This window comes from Rhodococcus sp. GXMU-t2271 (genome assembly GCF_041414735.1).
Classification (GTDB): domain Bacteria; phylum Actinomycetota; class Actinomycetes; order Mycobacteriales; family Mycobacteriaceae; genus Rhodococcus; species Rhodococcus indonesiensis.
On sequence record NZ_JAUIZP010000009.1, the window covers coordinates 129,804 to 144,485 of the forward strand.

Consider the following 14,682-nt stretch of genomic DNA (forward strand, 5'->3'; position numbering starts at 1 on the left):
GCCCGCCCGGTGCACGGCGAAGGAGCAGGCCATGACCACTACGACGTGGGCGGGCGCGCAGACCCCGATCCAGGACGGACCCGGCGGTTACACCGGTGTCGAGGCGACCCCGGAATGGGCCGCGGAGGTCCGGCGACTGGCGCGCGAACGCAACGCCACGCTGCTGGCGCACAACTACCAGCTGCCCGCCATCCAGGACGTCGCCGACCACGTCGGCGACTCCCTGGCCCTCTCGCGTATCGCCGCCGAGGCCGAGGAGGACACCATCGTCTTCTGCGGCGTGCACTTCATGGCCGAGACCGCGAAGATCCTCAGTCCCACCAAGACGGTCCTCATCCCCGACGAGCGGGCCGGCTGCTCGCTCGCGGACTCGATCACCGCCGAGCAGTTGCGCGAGTGGAAGGCCGATCATCCCGACGCGGTCGTCGTGTCGTACGTCAACACCACCGCCGAGGTCAAGGGTCTGACCGACATCTGCTGCACCTCCTCGAACGCGGTCGACGTCGTCGCCTCCATCGACCCCGACCGCGAGGTGCTGTTCCTGCCCGACCAGTTCCTCGGCGCCCACGTCAAGCGCGTGACCGGCCGGCAGAACATGCACATCTGGGCGGGCGAGTGCCACGTGCACGCCGGGATCAACGGCGACGAACTCGCCGCCAAGTCCAAGGCGCATCCCGACGCCGAGCTGTTCGTCCACCCCGAGTGCGGCTGCGCGACCTCCGCGTTGTACCTCGCGGGCGAGGGCTTCGTCGCCGACGACAAGGTCAAGATCCTGTCCACCGGCGGCATGCTCGACGCGGCCCGCGCCACCGGTGCCCGGCAGGTTCTCGTCGCCACCGAGGTGGGCATGCTGCACCAGCTGCGCAAGGCCGCCCCCGGCGTCGACTTCCAGGCCGTCAACGACCGCGCGTCCTGCCCCTACATGAAGATGATCACCCCGGCCGCGCTGCTGCGCTGCCTGCAGGAGGGCAAGGACGAGGTCCACGTCGATGCGGCTGTGGCCGAGCGGGCCCGGCAGTCGGTGCAGCGGATGATCGCCATCGGCAATCCCGGCGGCGGGGAGTGACCATGCCCGCCGGCGTCGGCGCGGCCCAGGCGGAGCGGCAGGACACGATCCGCTGGGAGGCCCGCGCCGACCTCGTGGTGGTCGGGGGCGGCGTGGCCGGCCTCACCGCCGCCCGCGCCGCGTCCCGGCGGGGACTGCGGGTGCTGACCGTCAGCAAGGGCGGCCCCACCGACACCGCCACCCAGTACGCGCAGGGCGGCATCGCCGTCGTCGCCCCGGGCCCGGCGGATTCCGTGGACGCCCACGTCGCCGACACGTGCGCCGCCGGGGCCGGTCTGTGCGACGAGGCGGCCGTGCGGTCCGTCGTCTCCGGCGGCCAGGATGCCGTCGCCGCGCTCACCGACCTCGGCGCCGTGTTCGACCGCGGCCGCGACGGCGGCATCGCCCGCACCCGCGAGGGCGGACACAGCACCCGGCGCATCATCCACGCCGGCGGCGACGCCACCGGCGCCGAGATCCAGCGCGCCCTCGGCGCCGCCGGCCTGCCGGTACTCTTCGGTGCCGCCGCCGCCCGCATCCTCACCGACGCCGGTGGTGTCACCGGCCTGCTCGTTCTCGACGACCGGGGCCTCGGTGTCGTCCACACCCCGGCCGTGCTGCTGGCCACCGGCGGCCTCGGGCAGCTGTATGCGTGCAGCACCAACCCGGCCGGGGCCACCGCCGACGGGATCGCGCTGGCGCTGGACGCCGGCGCCGCAGTCGCCGACCTCGAGTTCGTGCAGTTCCACCCGACCGTGCTGTTCGCGGCCGGATCGGTCGGCCGCCGCCCCCTCGTCAGCGAGGCCGTGCGCGGCGAGGGCGCCCGCCTCGTGGACAGCACCGGCCGCTCGGTCACCGCCGGAGTGCATCCCCTCGGCGACCTCGCACCGCGCGACGTCGTCTCCCGTGCCATCGCCACCCGGCTCGCCGAACTCGGCGACGACCACGTCCTGCTCGATGCGCGGCACCTGGAGGGATTCGCGCGGCGTTTCCCGACCGTCACGGCCTCCCTGGCGGAGGTGGGACTGGACCCGGCTCGGGACCTGATCCCCGTCGCCCCGGCCGCGCACTACTCGTGCGGTGGGGTCGTCACCGACGTGTACGGCCGCACCGGCGTGCCCGGGCTGTACGCGGCGGGCGAGGTCGCCCGTACCGGCCTGCACGGCGGCAACCGGCTCGCCTCCAACAGCCTGCTCGAGGGCCTCGTCGTCGGCGAACGCGCCGGACTGGCAGCGGCCGACGAACGCGGCGGGCTGCGCGTCGAAACCGCCCACGCCGACCTGCCTCCGCGGGCCCGCGCACCTCGGACGGCGTTGCAGCAGATCATGACCCGGCACGCCTCCGTCGTCCGCGACGCGGCCGGACTCGCCGTCGCCGGGGCGAACCTCGCTGCCGCCCCGACCAGCCGGTGCGCCGACGCGCCGGCACTCGAGGACGCCGCGCTCACCGTCGCGGCGCGGGCCCTGACCCTCGCGGCCGGTGCCCGCACCGAGAGCCGCGGTTGTCACACCCGTTCGGACCATCCCGACACCGACCCCGCGCAGCGTCGCAGCCTCGAAACGCGGCTCGACGGCGACGGCGAGCTCACGCTGCGCACACCACAACTCACAGGAGCGCACTGAATGGCCAGTACCGAGCTGCCTGCCGGACTCGATCGAGACGAGACGCTCGCGCTGGTGCGCGTCGCCCTCGACGAGGACCTGCGCTACGGCCCGGATGTGACCACCGACGCCACGGTGCCTGCCGACGCCGTGGCCACGGCCTCGGTGGTGCCGCGCAGCCCCGGCACCGTCGCCGGGATCGACATCGGTCTGCTGGTGCTCGACGAGGTCCTCGGCGCCGGCAACTACGAGGTGCTCGACCGTGCCGTCGACGGGCATCGCGCCGAGGCGGGGGAGACGGTCCTGACGGTGCAGGCACCCACCCGGGGCCTGCTCACCGCCGAGCGCACCATGCTGAACCTGATGTGTCACCTGTCCGGCATCGCCACCGCCACCGCCCGGTGGGTGGACGCCGTCGCCGGCACCGACGCGAAGATCCGCGACAGCCGCAAGACCTTGCCCGGTCTGCGCGCGCTGCAGAAGTATGCGGTGCGGGTCGGCGGTGGGGTCAACCATCGGATGGGTCTCGGCGATGCCGCACTGATCAAGGACAACCACGTCGTCGCCGCCGGTTCGGTCGTCGCGGCGCTGCGGGCCGTGCGGGCCCAGGCCCCCGACCTCGAGTGCGAGGTGGAGGTCGACAGCCTTGAGCAGTTCGACGAGGTGCTCGCCGAGAACGTCGAGCTGATCCTGCTCGACAACTTCCCGTTGTGGCAGACGCAGATCGCGGTGCAGCGGCGCAACACCCACGCGCCCCGGACCCGACTCGAGTCCTCCGGGGGCCTGACCCTCGACGTGGCCGCGGACTACGCCCGCACCGGCGTCGACTACCTCGCCGTCGGCGCGTTGACCCACTCGGTGAGCGTCCTCGACCTCGGTCTCGACATGTGACGCCACGCCGGGCCGCGCGTGGCGCCGGCCGCGCCGATCGCGTACAACTGGCTACGTATCCGCCGCCGTGAGGCAACTCACGGCGGCGGCGCGCGTCCGGCGGGTCACAGGGGGCCCACCACGAACGAGTTCCCCGGCGGGGGAGCGGAGAGAGTTCGCATGCGTCTGCCGATGGCACCGACCGATTCGATGTTCCTGCTCGGTGAGTCGCGTGAACATCCCATGCATGTCGGGGGACTGATCCTGCTGCAACCGCCCCCGGACGGCGACGCCCGCACCCTGCGCACCCTGTTCGACGCCGCCCTCGCCCGTGACGACGTGGCGTCCCTGTGGCGCCGACGTGCCGTGCGCTCGCTCACCACCTTCGGGATGTGGGCGTGGGAGGACGACCCGCACTTCGATCTCGAGTACCACGTCCGGCGCGACGCCCTGCCGCAGCCCGGCGGGAACACCGAACTGCGCGCGCTGGTGTCCCGGCTGCACAGCACCCTGCTCGACCGCAGCCGGCCGCTGTGGGAGATGCACCTGATCGAGGGCCTCGCGGACGGACGGTACGCGATCTACACGAAGATCCACCACGCCCTCGCCGACGGGGTCGGTGCCATGCGGTTGCTGCATCGGGCCCTGAGCGCCGACCCGGACCGCACCGACATGCCGGCGCCCTGGGCGCACTTTCCGTCCCCCGATCCGGTGCACTCCGCGGTCGGGACCGCGCTCGACCTGCCGAGCATGACGGTGCGCGCCGTGCGTGGTGTGATCGACGAGGCCGTCGGGATGGTGCCCGCCGTGGTGGGGACCGTGGACCGGGCTCTGCGCGGCCGCGGTGGCGCGGTGTCGCTCGCGGCGCCGCGCACGATGTTCAACGTCTCCATCGCCGGGGGCCGTCGCTTCGCCGCACACGACTGGTCGCTGGCGCGGCTGCGGCGCGTCGCCGAGGCGGCCGGCGCCACCGTCAACGATGTCGTTCTCGCGATGTCGGCGGGAGCGCTGCGCGCGTATCTGCTCGAACACGAGGCCCTGCCCGACGAGCCGCTCGTCGCGATGGTGCCGGTCTCGCTGCGGCGCGAGAAGACCACCGAGGGCGGCAACGACGTCGGCGTCCTGATGTGCCCGTTGGCGACCCACCTCGACGACTCGGCGGCTCGCCTGCTCGCCGTCAGGGACGCGATGGTCGACGGCAAGCAGTCCCTGCGGGGCCGCTCCCAGACGGCGCTGCTGACCGTGAGCGCCCTGGGCATGGCTCCCCTCGCCGTCGGGGTGCTCACCGGCAACCGGGCCGTGGTGCGGCCGCCGTTCAATGTGATCGTCTCCAACGTGCCCGGCCCGGCCGGGCCGCTGTACTGGAACGGTGCCCGCGTCGACGCCCTGTACCCGCTGTCGGTGCCGGTCGACGGGCAAGCCCTGAACATCACCTGCACCAGCACTGCCGACCGGATCGCCTTCGGTCTGACCTCGTGCAGCCGCAGCGTCCCGCGACTCGATCGCCTCCTCGGGTCCCTCGACGACGAACTCGCCGCCCTCGAACGCACCTTCGGGGTGCCGGCCGCCGGTGACGATCGGTCGGGCTAGGCTCGCCGGCGTGACTTCCTTCGACCCCGCCGTCGTCGCGGCCGTGACCCGGCACATGAACGACGACCACGCCGACGACAACCTGCTGGTGGTCCGTGCTTTCGCCGAACCCACAGCCGACGTCGCGCGCATGACCGGCGTGCACACCCAGTTCGGCGAGTGGGTCGCCGAGGTGGGTGGCGCCGAGACGACGGTGCGGGTGCCGTGGCTCGAACCCGTCGCCGACCGGGCGGGGATCCGCACCGCGGTCGTCGCCCTCTACCGCGCCGCGTGCGAGCGGCTCGGAGTGCCGCCGCGACAGCACTGACGCTAGGCTGCGGCGGCCGTGCGGCGCACGGTGGCGAGGAACGCGGCGGCGGTGAAGAACAGCCCGGCGAACACCCGGCCGGTGAGCCGCTGCTGGTGTGGCGAGCGCAGCAGCGTCAGCACCCGTGCCGCCAGACCCGTGTATCCGGTCATGACGATCATGTCGACGGTCACCATGGTCGCCGCGATGATCAGGTACTGCTGCAGCAGCGGAGCCCCGGGATCGAGGAACTGCGGCAGCACGGCCAGCATGAACACCACCGCCTTCGGGTTGCTCGCGTTGATCAGGAAGCCGCGTGCCACCAGGACCGGCACCGAGCCGAGGCCCGGCGCCGCATCGGGTGCGACCTCGGTGGGCCGCGTGCGCCACTGGCGCACCCCCAGATAGACGAGATAGGCGACGCCGAACCACTTGATCACCGTGAAGGCGGCAGCGGATCCGGCGAGGATCGCGCCGACGCCGGCGGCGACCACCGCGATCTGCAGCAGCAGGCCGAGTTGCAGCCCGACGATGTTCCACCAGCCGCGCCGCAGCCCGTGGGCGAGTCCCGACGACATCGATGCGATCGCGCCGGCGCCGGGGGAGAGGCTGATCACCCAGGAGGCGCCGAGCAGGGCCACCCACGTCTGCCAGGTCATCGTGCGATTCTACGATCGGGCCGGACCGGTCATCTCGGCACCGGCACCGGCCACGGTTCGCCGGTGACGGCCCGGTAGGCGGCGACTCCGTCGGTCGGACGGCGCGTCAGAGTCGGATCCGTGCGCACGTCCACGGTGTAGAGGCCGAAACGTGGTGTGTAGCTTCCCCACTCGTAGTTGTCGGTGAGCGACCAGTAGTTGTATCCGAAGACGGGGGCGCCGTCGGCCGCGGCTCGGCGCACCCGGTCGACGTGCTCGTGCAGGTGTCGGGCCCGGGTCCAGCCGTCGGCGCGGGGCGCCCCGTCGGCGGTGGGCATTCCGTTCTCCACCACGTAGAGCGGCAGCCCGGGGTAGCGGTGGGTGTAGTGCATCAGCGCCTCGTACATCCCCTCGGGGTGCGGAACGATCGAGGCGAAGTCGTCGGTGAGCGCGTGGATCGCGCTCGGATTTTCCGGGGTGGCGCCGTAGTAGTAGTCCAGGCCGAGGAAGTCGAGGGTGTCGCGGACCCGGTCGACGAACAGGGTGTCGAGTCCGGTCTGCACGCCGGGGATGTACGCGGTGTTCGACGTCACGCGCGCACCCGGATCCAGTGTGTGGATCCGGCGGTAGATGGCGCGGTGCGCGACGACCAGGGCGTCGAACATGCGGGGGATGTCGCCGGCGTCGATCCCGCCGAAGGCGAGCTCCTTCTGGACGTAGATTGCCGGTTCGTTGATCGTCACCCACAGCACCCCCTGCCCGGCGTACCGGGCGACGACCCGCTCGGCGTTGGCAAGCCACGCCTCGATGGTGGCGGGATCGCGCCAGCCGCCGCGGTCGGCGATCCACCCGGGATACACCCAGTGGTCCAGGGTGATCATCGGGATCATGCCGTGCCCGCGCACTGCCGCGACCACGTCGTCGTAGTAGCGCAGTTCGGTCTCGTCCCAGCCGGCCGGGGTGGGTTGGATGCGGGACCATTCGACCGAGAACCGGAACACGTCCACCCCGAGGTCCGCGGCCGCGGCGATGTCCTCGCGGTAGCGGTGCCGAAAATCCACCGAGGTGCCGACAGGTTCGCGGGTGCGGCCCGCCGCCGCGTACCGGGTCCAGTTGCTGTCCGGCGGTGAGCCTTCGGACTGGAATCCGGAACTCGACACGCCCCACAGGAACCCGTCTGCCGCGGCGGAGGCGGGCGCCGCCGACCCCACCGCGGCGGAGGCGGGCGCCGCCGACCCCACCGCGGCGGAGGCTGCGACGACGACGGTCAGTGCTGTCGCCACCGCAGCCCTCGATGCCGCCGCGCTCGCCCGGACTGCGATGGCGGAGAGCCTCATCGGGAGTGCGCGGCGATCTCGGCAGCGAGCCGTGGCCACAGGTCGGCGAGGGCGCGCCGGCCGACGAACAGCCCGAGGTGGCCGGCATCGACGTCGTGCACCGTGATGTCACCCGCGGGGGTGCTCACATGGTCGGCGAGGGCGAGGACCTGTCCCGGCGGCACCACGAGGTCGTGTCGACCGAGGACGATGCGCACAGGGCACTCGACGGCGGTCAGGTCCACTGGGCCGGCAGCGGTGGTGACGGCACCGGCGACGAGGTCGTTGCCGATGAACAGGTGCTCGAGGATCCACGTCCGGAACGCCGCAGGGATCTCCTGGCGCCAGAGGAACCACCGGCGTTCCTCGATCGCCTGTGCGAGGGTCTCGGGGTCGTCGAGCAGACCCAGCAGTTCGAGGCTGCGTTCGACCTCGCTCACCGGGTCGGTGGGCAGCACCCCGAACAGCCGGCCGGTGTCGTACCACAGGTTCAGCACGGACGCGGAAACCGCGCGGGGCAGGTGGTCGAAGGCGACGGCAGCGGGACGGTCGGCGTGGAAGTCGATCGGCGCCCCCGCGACGGTGAGGCTGTGCACGGTCTGCGGGTGCAGTGCGGTGTGCATCGCCGCGAGCCAGCCGCCCTGGCTGCCGCCGATGAGGTTGACCCGTCCGCCGAGCAGGTCGACAGCCTCGGCCAGGACGGCGAGATGGTCGTCGAGGGCGGCGCTGTCGGTGGCCGGGCCGGCGGGGGCCCAGTCCAGGCAGTACAGCCGTGTCAGCCCGCCGGCGCGCAGCGCGGAGACCTGACTGCGGTCGGGGGAGAGATCGACGATGCACGAGTGCGACCCGGACTGCGGCGGCAGCAGCAGGGTCGGCACGGCCTCCGGGTCGCGGGCGTCGGGGTCGCTGCAGTCACGCAGCCGGGCGAGCGGCCAGGTGTGGGCGACGGGCCACGGATGCGCCCAGTGCGGCGGTTCGCGGTCGGTGAGCGCCCGCCACCAGTCGGCGATGTCGGTCGCGACGTCGAGTGGATGCGCGCCGCGCCGGGCCAGGGTGGCCAGGTAGGTGCTCCAACCGGCGATCGCCGCCGCCCCGAGACGGAACGGGGCGGCGGCGATCGCGGCGGTCTGCAGGGCGTCCATGGGGTTCATTGAACCGGCGCCCGGCGTCGTGGTACGGCTCCTCCGTCGTGATCGCGACGGAAAAGACGCACAATCGATCACTTGAGGAGATCGCGTGCGGTGGTGGTGACCGTGGCGGTCAGCTCACGGGCGAAGGAGACCTGCGCCTTGGTGAGGTCCTCGACCCAGCCGATGGGGCTCGCGGAGGCGAGCTTCTCCTGCAGGTCGAGCAGGCTCGTCACGGTGCGCTCGTAGGTGTCGACGGTCAGGTTGCCGCTCTGCTTGGCGGCGTCGACGACCTTGTCGTTGAACTCGCTCAGGCGGGCGGCGCTGTCGTCGAGGGCCTTGGTGAACTCGGCGGTGGCCTGGTTGGCGGCGGCGGTGGCCGACTCGGCGATCTTCTGAGCGGCGGCGGTGGCGTCCGCAGTGGCCTTCGCAGCAGCCTCGTTGGCCTTGGCGGTGTCGGCGGTGGTCTTGGCGACGGCGGCGTCGACCGGGGTCTTGGCGGTGGTCATGGCGTTCCTTCCGTTCGAGTGTGCGGCAGCGCCCGGAGGACGCTGTTAGCAGGTTAGCAAAATGATTGCTAACGGACAAGTCCTCAGCTGAAGACGTACGTGCCCGGAGCGTCCTCGAGCGGGGGATGGGCCGCACTGCCCATCGCCGGCGGCGCCACCAGGTCGCCCGCGCGCTTGTTCGACCAGGCCGTCCAGTCCTCCCACCACGAGTGCTCGTAGCGGGTGGCGGCCTCGTCCCAGACCTGCGGATCCGCAGGCAGGGGGGTGCCGGCCTCGGTGTCCGGTGAGCCGACGGCCTTGAACCACACCCGCTTGCCCGGGGGGTTGACCGCACCGGCGACGTGCCCGCCGTTGGTGAGCACGTAGCGCACGTCGCCGCCGAGCAGGTTCACCGCCTGGTACGACGACGTCCACGGCACGATGTGATCGTTGATCGCGCCGACGACATAGGTGTCACACGTGATGTCGTGCAGATTGAGGGGCTGTCCGTCGAGCACGTAGAGGCCCTCGGCGAGCTCGTTGCGGCCGTAGAGCGACCGGAGGTAGTGCGAGTGCATCTCCGCGGGCATGCTCGTGCTGTCCTCGTTCCACGCGAGGATGTCGAAGGCCGCCGGCTTCTCGCCCTTCATCCACCGCGAGACCCAGTAGTTGAAGACGAGGTCCTTCGCGCGGATCATGTCGAAACTGCCGGCCATCTCCTTGCCGGCCAGGAAGCCCTGCTGCCGCATCCGGAACTCGACGAGGTCCAGCGTCGCCGGGTCGGTGAGCAGACCCAGTTCCCCGACCTGGCTGTAGTCGAGCAGGGTGTTGAGCATCGTGAAGGCGCTCACGCGCTTGTCCCCGACGGCGAAGGCGCGGGCCGCGGCCATCGCGGCCATCGCCCCGCCGAGGCAGATGGACAGCACCTCGATCTTCGGGGACCCGGTGATCTCCTCGACCACGTCCAGCGCCGCGGCGATGCCGTCGACGTAGTAGTCGTCCATCGTGATGTTGCGCATCGACTCGTCCGGGTTGCGGTACGAGATCATGAACACGGTGCGGCCGTGCTGGACCGCCCACTCGGCGAGGCTCCGGCCGGGGGCGAGGTCGAGGATGTAGTACTTGTTGATCCACGGCGGCGCGGCCAGGATCGGCACCGCGTGCACCTGCTCGGTCTGCGGCGTGTACTGGATCAGCTCGATCAGGTTGTTGCGGAAGACCACCTTGCCGGGAGTGGCCGCGAGGTTCTCGCCGACCGCGAACGCGTCCGAGTCCACCTTCAGTGGCAGGCCACCCCGGTTGAGCACGTCGTGCACGGCGTAGCGGGCGCCGCGCAGCAGGCTCGCCCCGCCGGTCTCGAAGGCGCGGGTGACGACACCGGGATTCCACAGGAAGTTCGACGGTGCCAACGCGTCGAACATCAGGTTCGCGAACTGACGTGCCTTGCCGTCCTGCAGCGGATCGCCCGCGCCGGCCTCGGTGAGTTCCTCGACGTAGGCCCGCGTGGCCAGGTAGCTCTGCAGGAGCGAGAAGTACGCGGGGTTCTCCTGCCATGCGGTGTCCGAGAAGCGGCGGTCCCGCGGGTCGACCGGCATCGGTGCGTCGGGATCGCTCGCGTTGAACACGCGGGTGGCTGCGGCGGGGATCTTCGCCAGCCTGCCTGCGTACTCCGCCGTCGCGGCGGTGACGGCCTGGGGGTTGCGGACCGCGCGTCCGGCCACCGACGTCACTGCGGGACCCCAGCCGATCGGGTCCAGGGTCGACTTCAACTTCTTGTGCACGTGGTCGAGCAAGGGACATCTCCAGATGGGGAAGAAGGGGTGTGCCCCGAGGGTGACACCGCGTGCCGAGCCGCGCACCTTACCGCGAGGTACATGCGAGCTGCACGTCCCGGGTGCGATCCTGGGCGAGCCCCCTCACCAGCCGAAACATGAGGAAGGCTCACATTGACCGGTGTGGTGTGAACTTGCTCACTCGGTGTCCTCGTCGAGGCGCGCGCCACGTCGACGTTTGCCCACCGTCACCTCCCGGAACGCCTCGTACATCTCCACCAGCGACCGCCGCTGCGCATTCGTCAGATCCGGATCCTCCCGGATCGCGCGCACCACCGCCGACTCGCCCGGATCCGGCCGTCCCACCTCGGCCGTCAACGCATCGGCCGACAGATGCAGCTGCTCGGCGATCGCCTGCAGCACGCGCTCGCTCGGTGCGCGCAGGTTCCGTTCGATCTGCGACAGGTAAGGGTTCGAGATCCCCACCATCGCGGCGAGCTGCCGCATGGGCAACTCGGCGAGCTCGCGCTGCCGCCGGATCAGCTCCCCCAACGTCGGGGGATGCGACGCATCGTCCTCCATGGGGTCAGCATAGGTCCGGCCGCCCTCGCCCCGGGGGCGCGCCGACGGCGCGTTCGGGGAGTGCCGTCGAGGGTGATCGCCGCCATCACGGATAATGGAACGGACCCCCGTTCGCGAGAGAGGACACCTCATGCTTGCCCGCACCGACCTGCGCGGTCGAACCCCCACCACTGCGGAGCTGAGGGGCGCGCTGCCCCGCGGCGGAGTGGATGTGGACGCGGTGCTGCATCAGGTGCGGCCCGTGGTCGAGGACGTGCGCGACCGAGGCGCCGTCGCGGCCCTCGATTACAGCGAGAAGTTCGACGGGGTGCGCCCCGACCGCGTGCGGGTTCCGAAGGCCGAACTCGACCGGGCGCTCGACGAACTCGATCCCGCCGTGCGTTCGGCGCTGGTCGTGGCGATCGAACGGACCCGCACGGTGCACCAGGACCAGCGTCGCACCGACACCGTCACCGAGGTCGTGCCCGGCGGCACCGTCACCGAACGCTGGGTGCCGGTCGAGCGGGTGGGGCTGTACGTGCCGGGAGGCAACGCCGTCTACCCCTCGTCGGTCGTGATGAACGTCGTGCCCGCCCAGGCGGCCGGTGTCCAGTCGCTCGTCGTCGCCTCCCCGCCGCAGGCGAACTTCGGGGGCCTGCCGCACCCGACCATCCTCGCCGCTGCCGCCCTCCTCGGCGTCGACGAGGTGTGGGCCGTCGGCGGGGCCCAGGCCGTGGCGCTGCTCAGCTACGGCGGAACCGACGCGACCCAGGACGGGGACGCCGAACTGGCCCCGGTCGACATGATCACCGGCCCGGGCAACATCTACGTCACCGCCGCCAAGCGCCTGTGCCGCGCCGTCGTCGGCATCGACGCCGAAGCCGGCCCCACCGAGATCGCCATCCTGGCCGACCACACTGCCGATCCGGTGCACGTCGCCGCCGACATGATCAGCCAGGCCGAGCACGACGTCATGGCGGCCTCGGTGCTCGTCACCACCAGCGCCGAGCTCGCCGACGCCGTCGACGCCGCCGTCGACGCCCAGCTCGAGCGCACCAAGCACCGCGAACGAGTACGGACCGCGTTGTCGGGCAGCCAGTCCGGGATCGTCCTCGTCGACGACCTCGACCAGGGCCTGCAGGTCGTGAACGCCTACGCCGCCGAGCACCTCGAGATCCAGACCGAGAACGCGTCCGCGGTCGCGGCGCGGGTGCGGGCCGCGGGCGCGATCTTCGTCGGCCCCTGGGCGCCGGTCAGCCTCGGCGACTACTGCGCGGGTTCGAACCACGTGCTGCCCACCGCCGGCTGCGCCCGGCACCAGTCCGGTCTGAGCGTGCAGACGTTCCTGCGGGGCATCCACGTCGTCGAGTACACCCGGGAGGCGCTCGAGGACGTCGCGGGACACGTGATCACTCTCGCCACCGCGGAGGACCTGCCCGCCCACGGCGAGGCGGTCCGGCTGCGCTTCGAGGACCTGCAGTGAGCGCGCCGGGAGCCGGGATCACCGTCGACGACCTGCCGCTGCGGGAGAACCTGCGCGGCAAGTCCGCCTACGGTGCGCCGCAGCTGACGGTGCCGGTGCAGCTGAACACCAACGAGAACCCGCACCCCCCGACGCAGGCACTGATCGACGACGTCGCCGAGTCGGTGCGCGCGGCTGCCGCGCAGCTGCACCGCTACCCCGACCGTGACGCCGTCGCGCTGCGCACCGACCTGGCCGACTACCTCACGCGGCAGACCGGTGTCGCCGTGAGCGTCGAGAACGTCTGGGCCGCCAACGGCTCCAACGAGATCCTGCAGCAGATCCTGCAGGCCTTCGGCGGGCCGGGACGGTCCGCGATGGGGTTCGTGCCGTCCTACTCGATGCACCCGATCATCGCCGACGGCACCCAGACCGAGTGGCTGCCCACGTACCGGGGCGAGGACTTCACCCTCGACGTCGACTCGTCGGTCGCCGCCATCCGCGTGCAGCGCCCCGACGTGGTCTTCGTCACCAGCCCCAACAACCCGACCGGGCACAGCATCCCGCTGGACGAGCTGCGGGCGATCTGCGCGGCCGCGCCCGGCATCGTGATCGTCGACGAGGCCTACGCCGAGTTCTCCGCCGCCCCCAGCGCGCTCGCACTGATCGACGAGTTCCCGGCCAAGGTGATCGTCTCGCGCACCATGAGCAAGGCGTTCGCGTTCGCCGGCGGCCGGCTCGGATACCTCGCCGCGGCGCCCGCCGTGGTCGAAGCCCTGCTGCTCGTGCGGTTGCCCTACCACCTGTCGGTGCTCACCCAGGCCGCCGCCCGGGCCGCGCTGCGGCACGCCGACGAGACCCTCGGCTCGGTCGCGCGGCTGTGCGCCGAACGCGACCGCATCGTGACCGAGCTGACCCGATTCGGCTACCACGTGGTGCCCTCGGACGCGAATTTCGTCCTGTTCGGCCGCTTCGCCCACGCCGCCGCCACCTGGCAGCACTACCTCGACGAGGGAGTGCTGATCCGGGACGTCGGGATCCCCGGGTTCCTGCGCACCACCGTGGGCCTGCCCCACGAGAACGACGAACTGCTACGGGTGAGCGAAAAGCTCGCCGCCACCGAGATCGAGGACGCGCGATGAGCGAGCAGACCACCCCCACCCCGCGCACCGCGCGGATCGAACGCACCACCAAGGAGTCGTCCATCGTCGTCGAGCTGAACCTCGACGGCACCGGCCGCACGGACATCGCCACCGGTGTCCCGTTCTACGACCACATGCTCACCGCACTCGGTCAGCACGCCAGCTTCGACCTGACCGTGCGCGCGCAGGGCGACATCGAGATCGAGGCGCACCACACCGTCGAGGACACCGCTATCGTCCTCGGCCAGGCCCTGAACCAGGCGCTCGGGGACAAGCGCGGCATCCGCCGCTTCGGCGACGCCTTCATCCCGATGGACGAGACCCTCGCGCACGCGGCGGTCGACGTCTCCGGCCGTCCCTACTGCGTGCACACCGGCGAACCGGACTACATGGTCCACTCGGTGATCGGCGGTTACCCCGGCGTGCCGTACTCGACCGTGATCAACAAGCACGTGTTCGAATCCCTCGCCTTCCACGCCCGCATCGCCCTGCACGTCCGCGTGCTCTACGGCCGCGACCAGCACCACATCACCGAGGCCGAGTTCAAGGCTGTCGCGCGAGCGTTGCGCCAGGCCGTCGAACCGGATCCCCGGGTCAGTGGCGTGCCGTCGACCAAGGGCACCCTGTAGTGGACGTCGTCCTGACGTACGGCCTGTTCATGGTGGCCGGCCTCGCTGCAGGTGGCACCTGGTCGATGTGGCGGGCCGGGAACACCCTCTTCGCCGGGGTGCTGCTGGCGCTGACCCTGCTCGCCGCGATCGCCGGCGTGCTGAGGCTGCTCTGA

The 14,682-nt window shown here is 71.6% G+C and carries 15 protein-coding genes; 9 read left to right on the forward strand and 6 right to left on the reverse strand.

Features of this window, described 5'->3' with window-relative positions; genetic code table 11:
• Positions 1-31: 31 nt before the first annotated feature.
• From nadA to QYS60_RS04815, 5 genes are all read left to right on the forward strand, one after another.
• Positions 32-1,066, forward strand: a complete 1,035-nt coding sequence (nadA, locus tag QYS60_RS04795; RefSeq protein WP_054374927.1) for a quinolinate synthase NadA — start codon at positions 32-34, stop codon at positions 1,064-1,066.
• 2 nt (positions 1,067-1,068) lie between these two features.
• Positions 1,069-2,667, forward strand: a complete 1,599-nt coding sequence (locus tag QYS60_RS04800; RefSeq protein WP_371382556.1) for an L-aspartate oxidase — start codon at positions 1,069-1,071, stop codon at positions 2,665-2,667.
• Positions 2,668-3,537 carry a carboxylating nicotinate-nucleotide diphosphorylase gene (nadC, locus tag QYS60_RS04805; RefSeq protein ID WP_371382557.1) on the forward strand — a complete coding sequence of 290 codons (870 nt, stop codon included), beginning with the start codon at positions 2,668-2,670 and terminating at the stop codon, positions 3,535-3,537.
• A 159-nt stretch (positions 3,538-3,696) separates the two neighbouring features.
• Positions 3,697-5,106 carry a wax ester/triacylglycerol synthase family O-acyltransferase gene (locus QYS60_RS04810; protein ID WP_003935818.1) on the forward strand — a complete coding sequence of 470 codons (1,410 nt, stop codon included), beginning with the start codon at positions 3,697-3,699 and terminating at the stop codon, positions 5,104-5,106.
• Between the two features lie 10 nt (positions 5,107-5,116).
• The gene (locus tag QYS60_RS04815; RefSeq protein WP_054374929.1) at positions 5,117-5,413 is read left to right on the forward strand and encodes a DUF2470 domain-containing protein; all 297 of its coding nucleotides are present in this window, start codon (positions 5,117-5,119) and stop codon (positions 5,411-5,413) included.
• Positions 5,414-5,415: 2 nt separating this feature from the next.
• On the opposite strand, the gene QYS60_RS04820 is transcribed toward QYS60_RS04815, so the two are convergent.
• From QYS60_RS04820 to QYS60_RS04845, 6 genes are all read right to left on the reverse strand, one after another.
• A complete protein-coding gene (locus QYS60_RS04820) occupies positions 5,416-6,051 on the reverse strand; it encodes a LysE family transporter (protein WP_003935816.1) in 636 nt (211 codons plus the stop codon).
• Positions 6,052-6,080: 29 nt separating this feature from the next.
• A complete protein-coding gene (locus QYS60_RS04825) occupies positions 6,081-7,313 on the reverse strand; it encodes a family 1 glycosylhydrolase (protein ID WP_371382558.1) in 1,233 nt (410 codons plus the stop codon).
• Between the two features lie 50 nt (positions 7,314-7,363).
• A complete protein-coding gene (locus tag QYS60_RS04830) occupies positions 7,364-8,488 on the reverse strand; it encodes an alpha/beta fold hydrolase (protein ID WP_003935814.1) in 1,125 nt (374 codons plus the stop codon).
• Positions 8,489-8,565: 77 nt separating this feature from the next.
• Complete coding sequence (locus QYS60_RS04835) at positions 8,566-8,982, reverse strand: hypothetical protein (protein WP_003935813.1); 417 nt, start codon at positions 8,980-8,982, stop codon at positions 8,566-8,568.
• 83 nt (positions 8,983-9,065) lie between these two features.
• Entirely contained in the window at positions 9,066-10,754 is a 1,689-nt protein-coding gene (locus tag QYS60_RS04840; RefSeq protein ID WP_003935812.1) for an alpha/beta hydrolase, read from the reverse strand.
• Positions 10,755-10,931: 177 nt separating this feature from the next.
• A complete protein-coding gene (locus QYS60_RS04845) occupies positions 10,932-11,315 on the reverse strand; it encodes a helix-turn-helix domain-containing protein (protein WP_054374932.1) in 384 nt (127 codons plus the stop codon).
• A gap of 130 nt (positions 11,316-11,445) precedes the next feature.
• Here QYS60_RS04845 and hisD point away from each other — a divergent pair, with 130 nt between their 5' ends.
• The 4 genes from hisD to QYS60_RS04865 are packed head-to-tail and all read left to right on the forward strand — an operon-like array spanning position 11,446 to position 14,682.
• Entirely contained in the window at positions 11,446-12,777 is a 1,332-nt protein-coding gene (gene hisD, locus QYS60_RS04850) for a histidinol dehydrogenase (protein ID WP_054374933.1), read from the forward strand.
• A complete protein-coding gene (locus tag QYS60_RS04855) occupies positions 12,774-13,898 on the forward strand; it encodes a histidinol-phosphate transaminase (protein ID WP_003935809.1) in 1,125 nt (374 codons plus the stop codon). Before hisD ends, QYS60_RS04855 begins: the two co-directional genes overlap by 4 nt.
• Positions 13,895-14,527 carry an imidazoleglycerol-phosphate dehydratase HisB gene (gene hisB, locus QYS60_RS04860; protein WP_010595263.1) on the forward strand — a complete coding sequence of 211 codons (633 nt, stop codon included), beginning with the start codon at positions 13,895-13,897 and terminating at the stop codon, positions 14,525-14,527. Before QYS60_RS04855 ends, hisB begins: the two co-directional genes overlap by 4 nt.
• Positions 14,527-14,682: a hypothetical protein gene (locus tag QYS60_RS04865; protein ID WP_193788849.1), complete on the forward strand. Its 156-nt coding sequence runs from the start codon at positions 14,527-14,529 to the stop codon at positions 14,680-14,682. The genes hisB and QYS60_RS04865 overlap by 1 nt, the downstream gene beginning before the upstream one ends.